The sequence below is a fragment of the Streptomyces sp. EDA2-14 genome, from assembly GCF_054963755.1.
The window spans coordinates 98,724-117,852 of the sequence record NZ_JBUEGE010000012.1 but is presented as its reverse complement, the minus strand read 5'-3'; the positions used below and the strand labels follow the sequence as shown (position 1 = coordinate 117,852).

The window sequence follows — 19,129 nt, the reverse complement described above, 5'->3', positions numbered from 1 at the left end:
TCCCGAGGCATGCAAGGAGAACAGGGATGTCCCACACGCACCGCCTCCCCCGCCACGCGGATCTGCGCAGCGCCCCCACCACCGAACTGCGCCTGCTGCGCACCGCCTACCGCTGGCAGCGCCGCGTCGCCACCCTCACGGCCCTCGGCTACTTCACGCTCTTCCTGCTGCTCTCCGCGTTCGCACCGGGTCTCATGAACCGCTCGGCCACCGGCGGGCTCTCCACAGGACTGCTCATCGGCCTGTGCCAACTCCCGGTCACCTGCCTGGCGTTGCTCCTGTACGAGTACACGGCCCGGCGCCGCGTGGACCCGCTCGTCCACCGGATCCGCCGCCAGGGCCGAGGCGGCGGGAGCTACGCGCGATGACCACGGGCCCGGCCGTCGCCGCCGCGTCCACCGACGCCATGTCCCTGGTCGCGTTCACCGCGGTGGCGACGACCACGCTCCTGCTGTGCATCATGACCGGCCCCGACCGCGACGGCCTGGAGGAGTTCTACACGGGCTTCGGCCGCCTCGGCCCGATCCGCAACGGCCTGGCCATCGCGGGCGACTACATCTCCGCGGCCACCGTCCTCGGCACCGGCGGCATCATCGCACTGGTCGGCTACGACGGCGTGGTGCTGGCCCTGAGCACCGCGCTCTCCCTGATGCTGCTGATGTTCCTGCTGGCCGAACCGCTGCGCAACGCGGGCCGGTTCACCATGGGCGACACCCTGGCGCGGCGGATGCCGGGGCGGTCCGTGCGGATGGCGGCCTGCGCAGCGACGATCGCGGCCCTGATGCCGATGATGCTGGTCCAACTGGCGGGCGCGGGCGATCTGCTGGCGTTCCTGCTCGGGTTCACCAACGAGGGCTTCAAGACGGCCTGCGTGATCGCGCTCGGCGGCCTCATGATCAGCTACGCGGCGATCGGCGGCATGAAGGGCACCGCCGTCATCCAGATCTTCAAGATCGTGATGCTGCTCGGTTCGGGCGTGCTCATCGCCGTGCTCGTCCTGCGCCGCTTCGACTGGGACCCCGGAGCCCTGCTCACGGCCGCCGCGCGCGGCAGCGGCGCGGGCAACGCCTATCTGACCTCGGGCCTGCAGTTCGCCAACAGCGCGTCGCCGCGCCTCGACATGATCACTTCGGAGCTGACGGTGGTCGTCGGCGGGGCCGCGCTGCCGCACGTCACGATGCGCATGTACACCGCCCGGCACGCACGCGAGGTGCGCCGCTCGATGACCTGGGCGGTGTCCGCGGTCGGCCTCTTCGTCCTGGTCGTCTCCGTGGTCGCCATCGGCGCGACGGCGATGCTCGGCGGCGCCGCGATCGCCCGCGCGGACCGGCAGGGCAACACCGCGTACCTGCTCGGGGCGCGGGCGGTCTTCGGCGCGACGACGACCACCGCGGAGTCCCTGCTGTTCACCACCGTCACCACCGCGCTGTTCCTCACGCTGCTCGCCTCCGTGGCGGGCATGATCCTGGCCTGCGCGAACTCCCTCGCGCACGACGTGATCACGTACGGCAGAGGGGAGTTGACGGAGCGGCAGGAGCTGTCCACCGCCCGGATCTCGGCCCTCGGCGTCGGCGCCTTCGCCATCGCGCTCGCCTGCGTGTTCCAGCACCGCAATCTCCAGCCGCTGGTCACGCTCTCGTTCTGCCTCGGTGCGTCCGCCATCGCCCCGGCCCTCGTCTACAGCCTCTTCTGGCGCCGCTACACGCGCGCGGGACTGCTGTGGACGCTGCTCGGCGGCACGGCGGCCTGCGTCGTCCTGATGACCGGCACGAACCTGGTGTCGGGCTCGCCGACCTCGGCGTTCCCCGGCATGGACTTCAACTGGTTCCCGTTCACGACGACCGGTGTCGTGTCCATCCCGCTGGGCTTCCTGTTCGGCTGGCTCGGCACGGTCCTCACGGACCGGCGCAGGGCCGACGCCCAGCGACAGCAGTACGAGGCCGTGGAGGCGTGGATCCTGGCGGGCGCGCCGACGGCACCGGGCGGGGGCACCCGACGCTGACGACGGAACCGGGCGCTACTTGCCGAGCCGCTCCGCCAGCTGGGCCCGCCGGGCGAGCACGCCGTCCTTCAGCTCCTCCATCTCCCGCAGCGCGTCCCGCCGATCGCGCTTGGCGAGGCGGTCGAGGTAGAGGCGGCCGTACAGATGGTCCGTCTCGTGCTGAAGGCAGCGGGCGAAGTAGCCGCGGCCCTCGACGACGACCGGCCTGCCGTCCTTGTCGTGGCCGCGTACGACGGCGTGGTCGGCGCGCGACACCGACTTGTAGGGGCCCGGCACCGAGAGGCAGCCCTCCATCCCGTCGACGAGCCTGCGCTCGGCCGGCGGCTGCTCGTCGAGCACCGGATTGGCGATGTGACCGGTGTGCCGCACGCCCCAGTCGTCCTCCATGTCGTAGACGAACAGCTGGAGATCGACGTCGACCTGGTTGGCGGCGATGGCCGCGCCGTGTGCCACGTGGTTCGTCGCGAACATGTCGTCGATCAGACGGTCGAGTTCGGGGGTGCCGAAGAGCGCGTCGGTGACCGGCTCGCAGCGGCGCCGCAGCACGTCCTCACCCACGACCGTGATGCGCCGCACCGCCCCACGCTCCACCTCGGCCAACATCCGCCGCTCCCCCATCCCGACTCAACCCCTCACGTCCGCACACGCATTGACGAGCGCCAACCTTACGTCGCGGGGCTCGAGGTGCGTCATTTCAAGCCCCGCCGGCGATTGAGGGGCGGGGTCCGGGGCTGAGCCCCGTGGCGTAGGACCGGTCGGGCGTCACTCCGCGTCGGCCGCGGCGGCCTTCCCCGTGAGCCCCGCGAGGGAGGCGCGGACATGTTCCATGTGGGTGCGCATCTCCTCGCGCTCCTCCTCGTGCCCCTCGAGGATCGACTCCGTCTCCCGCTCGATCCGCTCCGCACGCGCGCGTGCCTGCGCGAGCAGCTCCGCCGCCGCGGCGTCCGCGTCCTCCTGGCCGTGCCGCGCCTCCTCCTCGGCCTCGCCGAGCGTCCGCTTCGCCTCCGACAGGCGCTCCTCGGCCTCGGCGACGGCGCCCGCCTCCCACGCCTCGGACGCGGCCACCTGGTCGGCCGCCTCCCGGTCGCACTCCTCGAGCCGGTCGGCGTGCTCCTTGGCCTGGTCGGCGAGGTTCGCGTCCGTGCGCTCGCGCATCTCGCGGAGCGCCGTGAGGGCCTCGCCCCGCGTCTCCTTCACGTCGCGCCGCGCGGACACCCGGATGTCGTCGGCCTCGGCCTGCCCGGCCGCGATGCGCCGCTGGGCGTACTCCTCGGCCTTGCCGCGCACCTCGTCGGAGTGGGCCCGCGCGTCGTCGCGCGCCTCGTCGCCCGCGGCCCGCGCGGCGTCGGCCTCGGCCTGCGCGTCGGCGAGACCGGCGCCGCGCACGGCGGTGCTCTCCTCCTCGGCCAGCTCCAGGAGGTACTGGGCGCGCTTGCCGAGCGACTCGTAGGTCTGCGGGGCGAGGTTCGCGACGACCTCGCGCAGCCGCTCGGCCTCCTCCTCCATCTCCTTGGCGAGGACGGTCAGGCGCGCGGCCCGCTCCCAGGCCTCGTCCCGTTCCCCGAAGAGCGCCTCGGCGGCCGCCTCCACCTGCTCGGGGCGGTAGCCCCGGCCCCGTACGACGACGAAGCCGTACTGGGACGACTCCGCTCCACCCGCAGCGCTCATCTGGATTCCCCTCTTCGGCAAGGACATTTTGCGCGATTGGCGCACATCTTGATGGAACAACCCGAGGTGTCCACATTCCGACACACGTGGCACTCAGGTCGACCCACTCAGTCCAGGATGCGTCAATTGCCGTCGAAAGTCGGAATCGCCTTGTCCTCGCGCAGAGCGGAGAAGAGCTGTTCGGCCTCGTTCTCGTTCCACATCACCACGTCCCCGGCCCCCGAAACGTTGGGCTCGCTGCCGACGGGAACCGTCGTCGTGGAGGCCGGGTCGGACATTTTCACACCCATGGTGGCCAGCGCGGCGACCCCGGTGTCCCGGTCGACGGTCAGCGCGTCGAGCGAGGCGCTCAGGAACGGGACGAGCTTCCACGGCGGGACCAGCACCCGCACGCTGAGCGCCTTGTTCGCGATCGCGTCCACGAGCTGCTGCTGCCGCTTGACCCGCCCCAGGTCGCCGGTCGGGTCGGAGTAGCGGGCCCGCGCGTACTGCAGGGCCTCGACGCCGCTCATGGTCTGGCAGCCCGCGTCGAAGTCGGCGCCCGACTTCTCGTCGTGCAGACCGCCGTCGGGCACGCAGATCTTCACCCCGCCCAGCGCGTCCACGACGTCGACGAGCCCCAGGAAGCTGACCTCCGCGTAGTGGTCGACGCGCAGCCCCGTCGACTCCTCCACGGTCTGCGTGAGCAGCTTCGCGCCGCCCACCGAGTACGCGTAATTGATCTTGTTCTGCCCGTGGCCGGGGATCGGGACGTACGAGTCGCGCGGGATGGAGACCAGGTACGGGCCGTTGTCCCCGTAGTGCAGCAGCATGATCGTGTCGGTGCGGTTGCCCTCGTCGTTGCCGACGTGCAGCTCCTTGCGCTGTTCGGGCGTCAGGTTCTCCCGCGAGTCCGAACCGACCAGCAGCCAGTTCGTGCCCGCGCCCGCCGAGGGCCGGCCCTCGTAGTCGCCGAGCGCGTCCGTCGTCTGCAGCCGCGAGCCCGCCCAGAAATACAGGCCGATGCCGTACGCGACGAGCACCACGAGGACGACGAGCAGGGTCAGACCGACCCGCCGGCCCCGGCGCCGCCGGGGCCGCGCCGCCCGCACCGTCGTCGGCTCACTCCACTCACCTGCCATGTGCGCATGATCGGGGCGCCCGACCGGTCCCGCAGGTCGAGCGCCCCGCACATCCGTACGCGACCGCCTACAGCAGGCCGTCCCACATCTGCTCGAGCAGCACCGACCACCAGGTCTCGGGCGAGCCGAGCGCCGCCGAGTCGATCGCGTTCAGCTCCGCCTGGAAGTCGACGGTCCAGCGGCCCGCCTGCTCCTGGTTGAGCCCGAAGCGCAGCCGCCACATCCGGCCGAGCAGGGCGAGGGACCGGGCGAACTCCGGCAGCCCGCTGTTCACGAACTGCGGCGGCACCGGTGCCCCGGCCGTGTTTTCGGCACCTGCCTCCACCGGCACGGCCACGATGTTCGCCGTCCCGTACTGCACGCACAGCGCCTTGCCGAAGTCGCTGCCCATCACGAGGTACGAGCCCGCGTCCGAGGCCGGCTGCACGCCGCGCTCCTGCGCCAGCTCGGCCAGCGTCGGCACCGGGCGGCCCGGCTGGGCCTGCGCCCAGAAGAACGGACCGAAGTCGGACGGCAGCCCCGCCGTGACGAGGACGTGCGCCACGACGTCCGGGACGCCCTGCCGCGACACGGCCCTCTGGTCGAACCGGAACACCCCGGGCCCGAACGCCGCCGCCAGCTCCTGCGCGATCGCCTCCGGCGGGGCCGGGGGCGCGGGCTGGGCGGGCTGCAATGGGGCACGCACCGGGGCCGGACGCGCCGGGCCGTCGGCGACCTGGTGCAGCTCGCCCTGGTGCGCGAGCAGCTGCTGCATGCCCTGCTGGCGCGAGGCGTGGTCGGTGCCGTACGGGGCGATCGACGTGATCCGCGCCTGCGGCCACTGCTCCTGGATCATGCGGGAGCAGTACGCGCCGGGCAGCGAGCAGGACTCCAGCTCCGTGTGGAGTTCGAGGACCTGGTCCGGCGGCACGTTCATGCCGCGCAGCTCGTGGAAGATCTGCCACTCCGGGTGCGGCGTCCCCGGCGCGGACCGCCGGATGAGCTGCTGCTCGGACCCGTCGGGCGCGCGGTAGCGCAGCACGGCCTGGTAGCCGGGTCCCACGGTCGGCTGCCCCGTCGGCGGGGCGGGCTGCTGCGGTTGCTGCTGCTGCGGATACCCGTACGCCGCCGGGGGCGGGCCGGGAACCTGCTGGGCGGGGGCGGGCGGGGGCATGGCGCCGGGCGGCGGGGGCCGGTGGCCTCCGGGTGCGCCGGGCGGCGGGGGCGGGCCGGGCGGCGTGCGGCCGGGGGCCTGCGGGCCGGGGCCCGAGAGCACGGTCGCCGCGTGGTGCACGCCCTCACCACCGGGAGCACCGGGCGGCGGGGGCGGCCCCGGAGTACCGGGCGGACCGGGCGGCGGCGGGGCCTGACCCGCGGGGCCACCGGGAGGCGGCCCCGACAGCATCGTCGCGGCCTGGTGCACCCCCTCGTCGGGAGACTTGGGGGCGCCGGGCGGCGGAGGCGGACCGGGAGGACCGGGCGGGCCGGGCGGACCGGCCTGCTGAGGCGCACCGGGAACGCCGGGCCCGCCGGACGGCTCGGGCTGCCCGTCGCGGCGCTGCGGCGTCATCATCTGCGTGGGAACGTAGCCGCCCGCCGGGGCGCCGGGCGGTCCCGGAGGCGGCGGAGTCTGCGCGCCACCACCGCGCGGGGGCTCCGCCTTGCTGGTCGCGGCGTTCGCGATGTCAGCGGCGGCGGGGCCGTCCTGCGGGTAGCCGTACGAGGCACCCGGAGGCGGCGGACCGGGAACAGCGGTCCCCGGAGCGGGCGGCGGAAACGCGGCGCCGCCCTGCGGGTAGCCGTAGCGGTCCCCGGTGGACGGAGCGGTCGGCGGGGGTGGGGGCGGGGTCGGTGCCGAGGGCGGCGGGGTCGCCCCCACCGGCGGACCCTGCGGATAGCCGTAGGAGGCGGGCGGCGGGGTCGGCGCGGCCGGAGCCGGCGGCGGGGTCGGCGGCCCGCTGTACGGGACCGGGCCCTCCTGCGAAGGCAGCGGGGGCGGAGGCGGCGGCACGGGCCCGCCCTGCGGATACCCGTACGCGGACGGCGCCGGGGGCGGCGGCTCCTCCTCGGCCAGCGGCGGCGAGAACACCGTCTCGGGCAGCGGGACCGAACGGTCCTCCTCGTCCCCCACCCCGTTCGTGTCCGTACCGGCCCACGGCGTCGCATCGGCGGGCACGGGCACCGGCACGGCGTCCTGCGGCTCGGCGTCCTGCGGCACGGCGTCGACCGGAGCCGGGACCGCGTCCTCGGGCGTCGCGGCGGCCGGAGCCGACGGCTCGGCCCCGTCAGGCCGCCGGTCCTCGGCGCCCTTCTTGTCGGCCGCCTCCTGAAGCCACTCCGGCGGCGTCAGCAGGAACGACGTCTGGTTCAGGTCCACCCGCTCCGGCGGCCTCGCCGCCGACGGCTGGGCCGGCGCGTCCGGCAGCCCGTACTCCTCCTCGTAGCGCCGGATCACCTCGCCCACCGGCAGCGAGGGCCACAGCGAGGCGTCCCCGCTGTCCCGCGCGATCACGAGCCGCTGGCGCCCGCCGTCGGACACCGGACCGGACTCCCGGTCCTCCGCCCACACGACGAAGCCCAGCTCGAACTCCCGCACCCGCACCTCACGGTGCTGCTGTACGGGAACGTCCCCATTGATCCATTCCTCGGCGCGCTCCTGCGCCTGCGCGAACGTCACCATCGCAAGCTCACTCCCCACCGGCGACCGGAACGGCATGCGCGAAGCCGCCGTCCACCATCAGATTCGCCACCGTCTCCAACTCCGGCGGACTGCCCGCGAGTCGGGACAGGAACCCGTCGAAGTCCTCACCACAGGGCAGCAGCAGCCGCTCCACCCGCTCGGCCACCGGCAGCACCGCCGTGTCACCGCTGTCCCGCGCGTCGTCGTACGCGCAGAACCACACGGAGCCGACCGCCTCGCCCCGCACCTTCACGGCGAGCAGCCCGCCCTGCACGAACGCGACACCCAGATAGTCCTTCGTCAGGTGGTCGCGCAGACACTTGTTGACGTACACGAGGTCGTTCACGGCCGCCTCGTCGCGCACCGTGAAGAACGGCTGATCGACCAGCAGGCCCAACTCGGCGTCCAGACCCGTCCCGACCGGCGCACAACCACCGCCCGCCTTCAGGAACGAGCGGTACGCCCCCGGCAGCCGGTACCCCAAGTCCTCCTCGGCCGACTGCACTTGGCTCTCCGACACCGCGACCCCGGACTTCGGCAGCCCGAAGTGCACGGGCCGGGTGTCCTGCAGCGGCCGCGTGCCGCGCTTGTGGTGGTCGACCGTCGCCGTCGCCAGACCGCCGTGATGGCGGAGCAGCGCCTTCACCTCGACCGGGATCAGCTCCAGGCGCCGCGAGCCGCGCGCGTGGTGCCACGTCCAGCCGTGCGGCGTCGCCACCTGCGGGATCATGTCCCACAGTTCGTGCCCGGACGCGGCCAGCGCCGCGTTCGCCGACACGTAGTCCGTCAGCCGCAACTCGTCGACTCCGAAGCCCTGCGGAGGCTCCGCGATCTCCGCGGCGGCCCGGGCGTAGGGGGAGAAGTCCGGGAAACCGTCGCCGTCCACGCGCACCCCGCGCGGATGGCGGGCGGCACGGACCGGGTCCGGGAAGTGCACGACCTGCCCGGCATACGCCGCGTTCGGCGGCGCGGCCTGCTGCCCGAGCCGACCTGTCGTCATGTCGGTTGCCCCCTGCGGCGCTGGTGACGGTTGCGGATCTGTTCCGGGTCGGTCCCGGGTCTGTTCCGGACCTGCTCCTGATCCGTACGAATCAAACGACAGCCTATGCGGTTGTGCGACACCGGTCACCGGGCCTCCGGTTCCATGACCAGCAGTCACCCGAGCATCACCACGACGTGACGATCGGGCGTGTCATCGGGGTCCGGCTTCCACACCCGCGATCCCGTTTGGCAGTCTGTGCAGGCAACCAGGGGGATTGCAGTGGGGAACTGCAGGAGGGGAAACAACAGATGCGCAGCGGTACCGCAGAGGAAACTGCCCCCGCGGACGAGCAGCCGGGCGACGACCCGCGCGTGGGCTGGAGCGCCACCGACGCCGGCGCCGTGCCCACCCTCAGCGTGCGCCGCGACGGCATACTCCCCACCGTCGCCGCCGCCCTCTCCGTGCGCGGCACCACCCTCACCGCGACCGCGGCCCGCGGCGAACAGGCGCCCGCGCTGCACCCGTTGGTCCAGGACTTCCTCGATACGCTGACCAGCGCGCAGCGCGACCGCTTCACCGGGCGCTGCGCCGAGGCCATCCTGCTCTCCCGGCACCTCACGGCCAGCGACACCGAGCGCACCGAGAAGTCGAAGCGCGCCCGCCGCAGGCCCATGACGGTCGGCGAGGCCCGCAAGGCCCTCAAGCAGTCCAAGCTCACCACCCGTCGCATCCGCGAGGACGGGGACCCGCTGCACGGCGGCTTCGCCCGCCCCTGCCGCGCATGCACCGCGCTGACCGCCCACTTCGGCGTCCACGTCGTGGCCCCCGACACCGACACCCCGTCCGACGACAACGAGGCCGCCCACTGATGCCCCACCCCACCTCTCAGGACGCCCGCTTCTCCGATCTGGTCGACGCCACGCTGCGCGTCGCCGGATGGCAGCCGGGGCGTTGGGACATCAAGCAGGCGGAATTCTGGGCGGACGCGCTGCGCACGCACGTCTCCCCCGCCGGGCACCGCCACTCGGTCTTCCCGGCGGCGGTCGAGGCCTGGGCCGAATTCGGCGGCCTCCACCTCACGCCGACCGGCCCCGGCCGCCACATCGCCCCCGCCCAGCCGCACCTGGATCCCCTCCACGGTCTCCACACGGCCCGCACCCTCGGCGATCTGGGGCGCGCCCTCGACACGGAACTCGCTCCGCTGGGAGCCGAGTCGGGTACGGAGGCGTTGCTGGCGATCGATACGGACGGCCGGATCTACGCCCTGGACCACAGCGGCGACTGGTACCTGGGCCCCGACATGGACTCGGCCCTCACCACCCTGATCACCGGCCTCCAGCCCCCTCGCCTCTCCCCTCCGGGGTAACCGGCCCCATCACGGCGTCGGCCGCGGTGCGACGAGAGCCCCGGACCCGGCTAAGGCGTCGTGGGCAGGACCGCCGACACGCGGAAGCCGCCCGTGTCCGTCGGGCCCGACACGAACACGCCGCCGAGTCCGGCCACCCGCTCCTTCATGCCCACCAGACCGTTCCCCCCGGACGGCAGCCCGGCCGACGCGGCGGCGCCCGGTTCCGGCGGCGGGTCGTTCTCGACCTGCATCGCCACCTCGGCACCCCGATGCGCGAGCCGGACGTACGTCTTCGCGCCCGCCGCGTGCTTGTGCACGTTCGTCAGCGCCTCCTGCACCACCCGGTACGCCGTCTGCTCCACCGCCGCCGCGTACGCCCGTACTTCACCCTCCACGAACACCTCGACGACCATCCCGGCCGCCCGCGACTGCCCGACCAGCTCCTCCAGCTCGGCCAGCCACGGCCCGGCCTCCACCTCCGCCTCGGCCCGCGAGGCCGCCGCCGCGGCGGCCACCCCCACCGCCTCCAGCGGCACCGGGTCGACCCGCACCGGCACCGGCTCCCCGGCCCGCAGCACCCCGAGCATCTCCCGCAGTTCGGTGAGCGCCTGCCGCCCCATGTCCCCGACCAGCGCCGCGTTCTTCACCGCCTTCTCGGGGTCCTTGCGCGCCACCGCCTGCAACGCCGCCGCGTGCACCACCATCAACGACACCCGGTGCGCCACCACGTCGTGCATCTCGCGCGCGATCCGGGTCCGCTCCTCGCCGCGCGCCCACTCGGCCCGCTCCTCGGCCCGCTCCGCGAGCAGCCCCAGCTCCCGCTCCAGCGACTCGTTCCGCTCCTGCAGCGAGTCCATGAGCCGGCGCCGCGCACCCACGTAGAGCCCGAGCAGCAACGGCGGAGCCGTCACCCCCAGCGCCGTGGTGATCGCCAGGAACGGCACCACCCAGCTCGCCACCTGGAACGTGTCCGCGTGCGACGCCGAGTCCTGCTGGACCCGCACCACCGACACGATCAGCGTCCCGGCGAACGACATCCCGGCGAGCGCCCCGATGATCCGCCGCGGCATCTCGGACGCGGCGAGCGAGTACAGGCCGACGACCGTCAGCACCACGCCCATCTGCGCGGGCGTCACCGCCACCGAGACCAGCACCACCGCGATCGGCCAGCGCCGCCGCAGCACGAGCGTCGCGCCGGTGAGCACGCCGAAGGCGACCCCCAGCCACACCGGGAGCCCGGCCTTGTGCGCGAACGGGACCCCTTCCACGCCGCACTCCACCGCAGACGCCACCGCGAGCACCACATCCAGCACGGCGGTCCTGCGCCGCGCCCACCACCACGGCCCCCCGGCCGCGGCTCGGTGAACTTCCCCCGCTGTGGTCATGCCTCCAGCGTACGGGCGCCACGTGCCCGTTTTCCGGTGAGTTTCGCGTACTGGCCTACACCACCTTCCACAGGGAGCCGACCTGTACCGTCGCACCGAAGGCTCTTGGTACGGCATAGTGTTGGGGGCCCGACCGACAGCCTGACGTAATGTCCGGTTTAGGTAGATACATTCCCCCGTGGTGTAATTGGCAGCACTGTGGCTTTTGGTGCCATCTGTCCGGGTTCGAGTCCTGGCGGGGGAGCTCAAGGCGGCATGCGGGGCCCGATCGAAAACAGGTCGGGCCCCGCCCCCATGCCCGCCCCAATACGCCCCGGTATCCTGCGGATATCCACCCCGCACGCAGCCGAAGCCGAAGGGCACACCCGTGAGCAGCGCCAACACCCCGGCAGCCGTCGTCGTACTCGCAGCGGGTGAGGGCACCCGTATGAAGTCGGCCACCCCGAAAGTCCTGCACGAGCTCTGCGGCCGTTCGCTGGTCGGGCATGTGCTCGCCGCCTCCCGCGAGTTGAACCCCGAGCAGCTCGTCGTGGTCGTCGGCCACGAGCGGGAGAAGGTCGCCGCGCACGTGGGCGAGGTCGACCCGGGGGCCCGTACCGCCGTGCAGGCCGAGCAGAACGGCACGGGCCACGCCGTGCGCATGGGCCTCGAGGGGCTCGGCGAGGAGGCCCGGCTCGACGGCACCGTCGTCGTGGTCTGCGGCGACACCCCGCTGCTCACCGGCGAGACGCTCCGTTCACTTTCGGCCACGCACGCCACCGACGGCAACGCCGTGACCGTGCTGACCGCCGAGGTCCCCGACGCCACCGGCTACGGCCGCATCGTCCGTGACAACGTCTCGGGCGCCGTCACCGCGATCGTCGAGCACAAGGACGCGAGCGAGGCGCAGCGCGCGATCAACGAGATCAACTCGGGTGTCTTCGCGTTCGACGGGCGGCTGCTGACCGAGGCCCTGAAGCAGGTGCGGACGGACAACAGCCAGGGCGAGGAGTACCTGACCGACGTGCTCGGGATCCTGCGCGAGGCGGGGCACCGGGTCGGCGCCTCCGTCGCGCGGGACCACCGCGAGATCGCCGGCATCAACAACCGGGTGCAGCTGGCCGAGGCCCGCCGCACGCTCAACGACCGGCTCCTGGAGCAGGCGATGCTCGCCGGTGTCACGGTCGTCGACCCGGCCACCACCTTCGTCGACGTCACCGTGACGTTCGAGCGCGACGCGACCGTCCTGCCCGGCACCCAGCTGCTCGGTGCCACGCACCTCGCCGAGGGCGCCGTGGTCGGCCCCAACTCCCGCCTGACGGACACGCGCGTCGGCGCCGGGGCGCAGGTGGACAACACGGTCGCGTACGGGTCCGAGGTGGGCCCGCAGGCGTCCGTCGGCCCGTTCGCGTATCTGCGTCCCGGCACCCGCCTCGGTCTGAAGTCGAAGATCGGGACGTTCGTCGAGACGAAGAACTCGTCGATCGGTGAGGGCACGAAGGTGCCGCACCTGTCCTACGTGGGCGACGCGACGATCGGCGACTTCACCAACATCGGTGCCGCGAGCGTCTTCGTGAACTACGACGGGGAGAGCAAGCACCACTCCACCGTGGGGTCCCACTGCAAGACCGGTTCGGACAACATGTTTGTGGCGCCTGTCACCATCGGGGACGGTGCGTACACCGCCGCCGGGTCCGTGATCACGAAGGATGTACCGGCCGGTTCATTGGCCGTGGCCCGCGGCCAGCAAAGGAATATCGCGGGTTGGGTGGCTCGAAAGCGTCCGGGGAGCGCGGCCGCGAAGGCGGCCGAGGCGGCTTCCCGGGATCCGGAAAGCAAGGGCTGACCGGAAACAGGTGCGCCCGACACGGCGTACCGTGATAGGTGCACACGATTCGCCTGGCTCGCTGCTATAGGGACGCGCGGGCAGCTGCGGCGGACGAACTCGTCTGAGGAGACTAGTGCTGTGACCGGGATCAAGACGACCGGCGAGAAGAAGCTCATGCTCTTCTCCGGCCGCGCCCACCCCGAGCTGGCCGAGGAGGTCGCGCACCAGCTCGGTGTCGGGATCGTTCCGACCAAGGCTTTCGACTTCGCCAACGGCGAGATCTACGTTCGCTACCAGGAGTCCGCTCGCGGCGCCGACTGCTTCTTGATCCAGAGCCACACGGCCCCGATCAACAAGTGGATCATGGAGCAGCTGATCATGATCGACGCGCTGAAGCGCGCGTCGGCCCGCTCCATCACCGTGATCGTGCCGTTCTACGGTTACGCGCGGCAGGACAAGAAGCACCGCGGACGTGAACCGATCTCGGCGCGTCTGGTGGCCGACCTGATGAAGACCGCGGGCGCCGACCGCATTCTCACGGTCGACCTGCACACGGACCAGATCCAGGGCTTCTTCGACGGCCCGGTGGACCACCTGTTCGCGCTGCCGATCCTGGCGGACTACGTGGGCGCGAAGGTCGACCGTTCGAAGCTGACCGTGGTCTCGCCGGACGCCGGCCGCGTGCGCGTCGCCGACCGCTGGTGCGACCGGCTCGGTGCCCCGCTGGCGATCGTCCACAAGCGCCGTGACAAGGACGTCGCCAACCAGGTGACCGTGCACGAGGTCGTCGGTGACGTGAAGGGCCGCGTCTGTGTCCTCGTCGACGACATGATCGACACGGGTGGCACGATCTGCGCCGCCGCCGACGCCCTGTTCGCGCACGGCGCGGAGGACGTCATCGTGACGGCGACGCACGGTGTGCTCTCGGGCCCCGCCGCGGACCGTCTGAAGAACTCGAAGGTCAGCGAGTTCGTCTTCACGGACACGCTGCCGACGCCGGGCGAGCTGGAGCTCGACAAGATCACGGTCCTGTCGATCGCCCCGACCATCGCCTCCGCGGTGCGCGAGGTCTTCGAGGACGGCTCGGTGACCAGCCTCTTCGAGGGCGAAGCGTAAAGATCCATTTGGGTGCGGCCTCCCTCGCCGAGTAGACTGCTGAAGTTGCTCGGCGAGGGAGGCCGCACTTTTGTGTGTGGCTGTCCGTTATCGACGCGCTCTTCGTAGCAGGCCGTTCGTGGCCGGGTGACCCTTTCCCCTAGTTCTACGAGGAGTTGAAGAGCATGTCCGAGGTCAAGCTTTCCGTCGAGACCCGCACCGAGTTCGGCAAGGGTGCCTCCCGCCGTCTGCGCCAGGTCGAGAAGGTTCCCGGTGTCGTCTACGGCCACGGCAACGAGCCGCAGCACATCGTCCTCGACTCGCACGCCCTGATGCTGGCCCTGCGTACGCCGAACGTCCTGATCAACCTGGACATCGACGGCAAGAGCAACGAGCTGGTCATCCCGAAGTCCGTGCAGCGTGACGCGATCACGAGCTTCCTGGTCCACGTCGACCTGCTCCAGGTGAAGCGCGGCGAGAAGGTCACCGTCGAGCTCCCGATCCACACCGAGGGCGAGCTGGCCCCGGGCGGCAACCTGCTCGAGCACGTGCTGAACACGCTGTCGGTCGAGACCGAGGCCACGCACATCCCCGAGTCGGTCACCGTCTCCGTCGAGGGCCTCGAGGCCGGTGCCTCGGTCCACGCCAAGGACATCGCGCTGCCCAAGGGCACCACGCTGGCCACCGACGAGGACGCCGTCGTCCTCCAGGTCCTGGCCGCGCAGGCCGAGGAGGCCCCGGCCGAGGCCGAGGGCGACGAGGCCGCCGCGGAGGCCTGAGCCTTCAGGGTCTGACCTGTACGGGGTGGTGGGCACGGCCCACCACCCCGTATCGCTGTTTCGACGTACACCTAAGGAATGTGCATGTCCGACGAGAACGCTCCCTGGCTGATCGCCGGGCTGGGCAACCCGGGGCCCGAGTACGCGATGAACCGGCACAACGTCGGCTTCATGGTCGCCGACCTTCTCGCGCAGCGGATGGGCGCCAAGTTCAAGCGGGCGACCAAGGGCAAGGCGCAGGTCGTCGAGGGGCGGATCGGCCCGCCGGGGCCGCTGAACCGCCGGGTGATCCTCGCGAAGCCGATGTCGTACATGAATGTCTCGGGTGCTCCGGTGACGGCGCTGTGCGACTTCTACAAGGTGCCGACCGAGCACATCGTGGCGATCCACGACGAGCTGGACATCGACTACGGCGTGCTGCGTCTCAAGCTGGGCGGCGGGGACAACGGGCACAACGGTCTGAAGTCGATCACCAAGTCGCTGGGCAGCGACTACCACCGGGTGCGGTTCGGGATCGGTCGTCCGCCGGGGCGGATGCAGGTCGCGGACTTCGTGCTCAAGGACTTCTCGTCGACGGAACGCAAGGAGCTCGACTACTTCGTGGACCGGGCGGCGGACGCGGCGGAGGCTCTGGTGATCGAGGGCCTGGAGCGGGCGCAGTCGACGTACAACTCCTGACCTGTACGGACTTGTCGGCGGGGGTTTCCCGCCGGGAGTTGACCATACGCAGGGTCATGGCCAAGGATCCCCGCCATGGTGTCGGTCAGCCGGAAGATAGCGACCGGAGCGGTCCTCGCGTTGTTGCTCGTCGCCGGGTTCTGGGCGTCGTGGGATTCGGCGCAGCACGTCGTGTTCCCGCGCGGTCGTGAGCGCGGCACGCTCACGGTGACGGGGTGCACGGACGCGGTGTGCACCGGCCCCTTCGCGCCCGCTTCGCCGTCCGCCGTGCGGCACGGTGAAGTGGTGATCGAGCGCTCGGTCGGGGTCAGGAAGGGCGCCCGGGTTCCGGTGGTGCTCAGGCCGAGCACGCGCGAGGCGGTGCGGGCCGGGGCGGGCGGCTTCTTCCACGCGTGGATTCCGCTCGGCGGTGCGCTGCTGCTGGGGGTTCCGCTGATCGCGGCGGGGCTGCGGAACCGGCGGCTGGCGTGGTGCTCGGCGGGCGCGAGCGGCCTCGTCCTGACGGCCGCGTTCGTCGCCGTCGCATTCTGAACACGACTTTTCTGAGCACGACCGCCTGAACACGACTGAGGGGCGCCGCCCGGCCGGGTGGCGCCCCTCAGTCGTGTGCCGGTGGCTCAGCCGGTGTTGCGCAGGCCCGCCGCCACACCGTTCACGGTGAGCAGCAGGGCGCGGCCGAGCGTCGGGTCCGGGGTCGCGCCCGCGGCCGCCTCGTCGCGCTGCCGCTTGAGCAGGGCGACCTGGAGGTAGGAGATCGGGTCGAGGTAGGCGTCCCGGATCTCGAACGTCTGCTTCAACACGGGCTGGTTGCCGAGGAGTTCGGGCGCGCCGGTGATGCGCAGCACCTCGGCGACGGTCAGCTCGTGCTCGGTGACGATCTCGTCGAAGACGTGCTTGAGGTCGTCCGGCACGAGCGTGTCGACGTAGTGCCGGGCGATCCGCAGGTCGGTCTTGGCGAGCGTCATCTCGACGTTGGAGATGAAGTTGCGGAAGAAGTGCCAGTGCTCGTGCATCTCGTCGAGCACGGTGTCCAGGCCGGCCTCGCGCAGCGCCTTGAGGCCGGAGCCGACTCCGTACCAGCCGGGCACGATCTGCCGGGACTGGGTCCAGCCGAAGACCCACGGGATGGCACGCAGGCCGTCGAGCGAGATGCCCGAGCCGGGGCGGCGCGAGGGCCGCGAGCCCAGGTGCAGGTCGGCGAGCTGGTCGACGGGCGTGGAGGCGAGGAAGTAGTTCGGCAGGTCCGGGTCCTCGACGAGCTTGCGGTACGCGGTGTGGGCCGCGTCGCTCACCACGTCCATCGCGGCGTCCCAGCGGGCGAGGGCCTCGTCGGACTGGCGCGGCGCCGTGTGCAGGGCGGAGGCCTGCAGCGTCGCCGCGACGGTCAGTTCCAGGTTCTCGCGGGCCAGGGACGGCACGAGGTACTTGTCGGAGATGACCTCGCCCTGCTCGGTCACCTTGATCTCGCCCTCCAGCGTGCCCCAGGGCTGGGCGAGGATCGCGTCGTGCGAGGGGCCGCCGCCGCGGCCGACGGTGCCGCCGCGGCCGTGGAAGAGGCGCAGCCGCACACCGTAGCGGTGCGCGACGTCACGCAGGCGGCGCTGGGCGCGGTGGATCTCCCACTGCGAGGTGGTGATGCCGCCGAACTTCGAGGAGTCGGAGTAGCCGAGCATGACCTCCTGCACGTCGCCGTTGAGCGCGACGAGGCGCCGGTACGACGGGTCGCAGAGCATGTCCTCCAGGATCGTGTCGGCGGCCTTCAGCTCGTCCGTGGTCTCCAGGAGCGGCACGATGCCGATCTTGGCCCAGCCGGCGTGCAGGTCGATGAGGCCCGCCTCGCGCGCGAGGACGGTCGCGGCGAACACGTCGTCGGCGCCCTGGCACATCGAGATGATGTACGACTCGATGACCTCGGGGCCGAACACGTCGAGTGCGCGCTGGATCGTGTGGAAGACGCCGAGGGTCTTCTCGCCGTCGGCGTCGAGCGGCGCCGGGGTGGGCGCCAGCGGGCGGCGGGAGCGGAGCTCCTTGGCGAGCAGCTTGCCGCGGTAGTCGCGCGGCATGTCGGCGTAGCGCCAGGACTCCTCGCCGAGCCGGTCGAAGAGCTGGCCGAGCGTGTGGTGGTGCGCGTCGGCGTGCTCGCGGACGTCCATCGTGGCGAGCTGCAGACCGAAGGCGGAGAGCGTACGGATCGTACGGTTCATGCGGCCTTCGGCGAACAGTCCGCCGCGGTGCTCGCGCAGCGAGGTCTGGATGAGCGTCAGGTCGTGCAGCAGCTCGGCGGTGCCGAGGTAGTCGCGGCCGTCCTGGTGCGGGGTGTTGTTGGCGAGCCGCGTCTTGGTGTTCTCCAGCTTCTGCCGGATCGCGGTGGCCTTGAGCCGGTAGGGCTCCTCCGCGTTGAGCCGCTTGTAGCGGGGGCTGATCTCCGGGAGGCGCTCCAGGTCGCACTGGAGCGACGTGAGCAGCTCCTCGGTGGCGCCCGTGTAGCGGATCGAGTTCGACAGGAAGCCGCGCAGCTCGTCGATCATGTCGAGCGCGTCGTTGATCCCGTGCTCGTGCTGGAGGATCAGGACGTCCCAGGTGACCTGCGGCGTCACGTTCGGGTTGCCGTCGCGGTCGCCGCCGATCCAGGTGCCGAAGGTGAGCGGGCGGCTGTCCTCGGGGAGCTGGAAGCCGACGCGCTCCAGCTCGGCGGTGAGGTCCTCCAGGACGTCACCGACGGCGCCGGCGTGCAGCTCGTCCAGGTAGTAGATCGCGTTGCGCGACTCGTCGGTGACCTCGGGGCGCACGACACGCAGCTCGTCCGTCTGCCACACGAGGTCGATGTTCTCGGCCAGCCGGGTGTCGTAGCGGCGCCGGTCGGTCTCCAGGACCGGGGTCTCCAGGAGCTCGGCGACACGGCGCAGCTTGTTCAGGACCGAGCGGCGGGCCGCCTCGGTGGGGTGCGCCGTGAAGACGGGTCGCACGTTCAGGTGCTTGACCGTGTTGCGCAGGTGCTCCGGGTCGGCGTCCTTGAGCCGGTCCGCGGTGCGGGCGAGGAGTCCACCCTCGGCGGCCCGCATGGCGCGCAGCTCCCGGCCACGGTGCACCTGCTCGGTGACGTTGGCCAGGTGGAAGTACGTGGAAAAGGCGCGGACCAGCTTGGCCGCGGTGTCCAGCTCGGTGCCGCGCAACAGCTCGGCGGCGGCCTCGCCGTCCTCGCGGGTCAGGCGGCGGACCTTCTCGACCAGTTCGAGCAGCTCCGGGCCCTCCTGGCGGACCAGGGTCTCGCCCAGCAGGTCACCGAGCCGACGGATGTCGGCGCGCAGCTCGGCGCTGGTGCTCGTCGCAGCGGTCTGTTCGTCGGCACTGCTCACAGGTGCGGCTCCTTGCAATGGTGAAGCACGTCTGGCACGTGGTGAAGCACGTCGGGAGGAAGGATCCCCGGATCCGGGTACACAACCCGGGGTGGAGATTCAGAGCGGACCGCGCTGTCCGACCGATTCCAAGGATATGTGCCACCGCCGACGGCGAGGTCGGAGCCTCTTGCCGCCCGGCTGCACGCTGACATACTTACGGTGCCGTAGGTTACGGAACCGTAGGCAAGCTGTCCGCGGATCCCCGTG

General features: G+C 71.8%; 16 protein-coding genes and 1 tRNA gene. 10 read left to right on the top strand and 7 right to left on the bottom strand.

Translation table 11 applies throughout. The annotated features are described in order from the left end of the window. Positions 1-26: 26 nt before the first annotated feature. Both ACY34M_RS26200 and ACY34M_RS26195 read left to right on the top strand, forming a co-directional pair. Positions 27-368: a DUF485 domain-containing protein gene (locus ACY34M_RS26200; RefSeq protein ID WP_462720966.1), complete on the top strand. Its 342-nt coding sequence runs from the start codon at positions 27-29 to the stop codon at positions 366-368. Further along, positions 365-2,002 (top strand): sodium/solute symporter, encoded by a 1,638-nt coding sequence (locus tag ACY34M_RS26195; RefSeq protein WP_462720965.1) that lies wholly within the window; start codon positions 365-367, stop codon positions 2,000-2,002. The genes ACY34M_RS26200 and ACY34M_RS26195 overlap by 4 nt, the downstream gene beginning before the upstream one ends. A gap of 15 nt (positions 2,003-2,017) precedes the next feature. Here the strand turns inward: ACY34M_RS26195 and def are convergent, their stop codons facing one another. The 5 genes from def to ACY34M_RS26170 form a co-directional block, all read right to left on the bottom strand. Continuing rightward, positions 2,018-2,605 carry a peptide deformylase gene (gene def, locus ACY34M_RS26190; RefSeq protein WP_462720964.1) on the bottom strand — a complete coding sequence of 196 codons (588 nt, stop codon included), beginning with the start codon at positions 2,603-2,605 and terminating at the stop codon, positions 2,018-2,020. A gap of 159 nt (positions 2,606-2,764) precedes the next feature. Further along, complete coding sequence (locus ACY34M_RS26185) at positions 2,765-3,670, bottom strand: cellulose-binding protein (RefSeq protein ID WP_462720963.1); 906 nt, start codon at positions 3,668-3,670, stop codon at positions 2,765-2,767. Between the two features lie 122 nt (positions 3,671-3,792). Continuing rightward, positions 3,793-4,791, bottom strand: a complete 999-nt coding sequence (locus ACY34M_RS26180) for an LCP family protein (protein ID WP_462720962.1) — start codon at positions 4,789-4,791, stop codon at positions 3,793-3,795. A gap of 67 nt (positions 4,792-4,858) precedes the next feature. Then, positions 4,859-7,450 (bottom strand): SUKH-4 family immunity protein, encoded by a 2,592-nt coding sequence (locus ACY34M_RS26175; protein ID WP_462720961.1) that lies wholly within the window; start codon positions 7,448-7,450, stop codon positions 4,859-4,861. Positions 7,451-7,457: 7 nt separating this feature from the next. Then, the gene (locus ACY34M_RS26170) at positions 7,458-8,450 is read right to left on the bottom strand and encodes an SMI1/KNR4 family protein (RefSeq protein ID WP_462720960.1); all 993 of its coding nucleotides are present in this window, start codon (positions 8,448-8,450) and stop codon (positions 7,458-7,460) included. A gap of 290 nt (positions 8,451-8,740) precedes the next feature. Here ACY34M_RS26170 and ACY34M_RS26165 point away from each other — a divergent pair, with 290 nt between their 5' ends. Further along, complete coding sequence (locus ACY34M_RS26165; protein ID WP_462720959.1) at positions 8,741-9,301, top strand: YwqJ-related putative deaminase; 561 nt, start codon at positions 8,741-8,743, stop codon at positions 9,299-9,301. Beyond that, positions 9,301-9,798: an SUKH-3 domain-containing protein gene (locus ACY34M_RS26160; RefSeq protein ID WP_462720958.1), complete on the top strand. Its 498-nt coding sequence runs from the start codon at positions 9,301-9,303 to the stop codon at positions 9,796-9,798. The genes ACY34M_RS26165 and ACY34M_RS26160 overlap by 1 nt, the downstream gene beginning before the upstream one ends. Positions 9,799-9,848: 50 nt before the next feature. Here ACY34M_RS26160 and ACY34M_RS26155 read toward each other — a convergent pair whose 3' ends face one another. After that, positions 9,849-11,165, bottom strand: a complete 1,317-nt coding sequence (locus tag ACY34M_RS26155; protein WP_462720957.1) for a sensor histidine kinase — start codon at positions 11,163-11,165, stop codon at positions 9,849-9,851. Positions 11,166-11,337: 172 nt separating this feature from the next. Between ACY34M_RS26155 and ACY34M_RS26150 the strand changes: the two genes are divergently transcribed. From ACY34M_RS26150 to ACY34M_RS26125, 6 genes are all read left to right on the top strand, one after another. Then, positions 11,338-11,409 (top strand) — tRNA-Gln (locus ACY34M_RS26150). Between the two features lie 123 nt (positions 11,410-11,532). Continuing rightward, on the top strand, positions 11,533-12,990 hold the full coding sequence (glmU, locus tag ACY34M_RS26145) for a bifunctional UDP-N-acetylglucosamine diphosphorylase/glucosamine-1-phosphate N-acetyltransferase GlmU (protein ID WP_462720956.1): 1,458 nt from the start codon (positions 11,533-11,535) through the stop codon (positions 12,988-12,990). Positions 12,991-13,110: 120 nt separating this feature from the next. Next, a complete protein-coding gene (locus ACY34M_RS26140; protein ID WP_306323606.1) occupies positions 13,111-14,088 on the top strand; it encodes a ribose-phosphate diphosphokinase in 978 nt (325 codons plus the stop codon). Between the two features lie 164 nt (positions 14,089-14,252). Further along, positions 14,253-14,846: a 50S ribosomal protein L25/general stress protein Ctc gene (locus ACY34M_RS26135; RefSeq protein WP_462720955.1), complete on the top strand. Its 594-nt coding sequence runs from the start codon at positions 14,253-14,255 to the stop codon at positions 14,844-14,846. A 78-nt stretch (positions 14,847-14,924) separates the two neighbouring features. Beyond that, positions 14,925-15,524 carry an aminoacyl-tRNA hydrolase gene (pth, locus tag ACY34M_RS26130; RefSeq protein ID WP_462720954.1) on the top strand — a complete coding sequence of 200 codons (600 nt, stop codon included), beginning with the start codon at positions 14,925-14,927 and terminating at the stop codon, positions 15,522-15,524. 75 nt (positions 15,525-15,599) lie between these two features. Beyond that, entirely contained in the window at positions 15,600-16,055 is a 456-nt protein-coding gene (locus tag ACY34M_RS26125) for a hypothetical protein (RefSeq protein ID WP_462720953.1), read from the top strand. Between the two features lie 86 nt (positions 16,056-16,141). On the opposite strand, the gene ppc is transcribed toward ACY34M_RS26125, so the two are convergent. Then, positions 16,142-18,880, bottom strand: a complete 2,739-nt coding sequence (ppc, locus tag ACY34M_RS26120; RefSeq protein ID WP_462720952.1) for a phosphoenolpyruvate carboxylase — start codon at positions 18,878-18,880, stop codon at positions 16,142-16,144. Between the last annotated feature and the right edge of the window lie 249 nt (positions 18,881-19,129).

Coding starts and splice junctions, on each gene's coding strand:
- ACY34M_RS26195 (WP_462720965.1), top strand. CDS start 365: ATGACCACGGGCCCGGCCGTCGCCGCCGCGTCCACCGACGCCATGTCC.
- ACY34M_RS26160 (WP_462720958.1), top strand. CDS start 9,301: ATGCCCCACCCCACCTCTCAGGACGCCCGCTTCTCCGATCTGGTCGAC.
- ACY34M_RS26170 (WP_462720960.1), bottom strand. CDS start 8,450: ATGACGACAGGTCGGCTCGGGCAGCAGGCCGCGCCGCCGAACGCGGCG.
- ACY34M_RS26175 (WP_462720961.1), bottom strand. CDS start 7,450: ATGGTGACGTTCGCGCAGGCGCAGGAGCGCGCCGAGGAATGGATCAAT.
- ACY34M_RS26135 (WP_462720955.1), top strand. CDS start 14,253: ATGTCCGAGGTCAAGCTTTCCGTCGAGACCCGCACCGAGTTCGGCAAG.
- pth (WP_462720954.1), top strand. CDS start 14,925: ATGTGCATGTCCGACGAGAACGCTCCCTGGCTGATCGCCGGGCTGGGC.
- ACY34M_RS26125 (WP_462720953.1), top strand. CDS start 15,600: ATGGTGTCGGTCAGCCGGAAGATAGCGACCGGAGCGGTCCTCGCGTTG.
- ACY34M_RS26180 (WP_462720962.1), bottom strand. CDS start 4,791: ATGGCAGGTGAGTGGAGTGAGCCGACGACGGTGCGGGCGGCGCGGCCC.
- ACY34M_RS26155 (WP_462720957.1), bottom strand. CDS start 11,165: ATGACCACAGCGGGGGAAGTTCACCGAGCCGCGGCCGGGGGGCCGTGG.
- ACY34M_RS26200 (WP_462720966.1), top strand. CDS start 27: ATGTCCCACACGCACCGCCTCCCCCGCCACGCGGATCTGCGCAGCGCC.
- def (WP_462720964.1), bottom strand. CDS start 2,605: ATGTTGGCCGAGGTGGAGCGTGGGGCGGTGCGGCGCATCACGGTCGTG.
- ACY34M_RS26165 (WP_462720959.1), top strand. CDS start 8,741: ATGCGCAGCGGTACCGCAGAGGAAACTGCCCCCGCGGACGAGCAGCCG.
- ACY34M_RS26185 (WP_462720963.1), bottom strand. CDS start 3,670: ATGAGCGCTGCGGGTGGAGCGGAGTCGTCCCAGTACGGCTTCGTCGTC.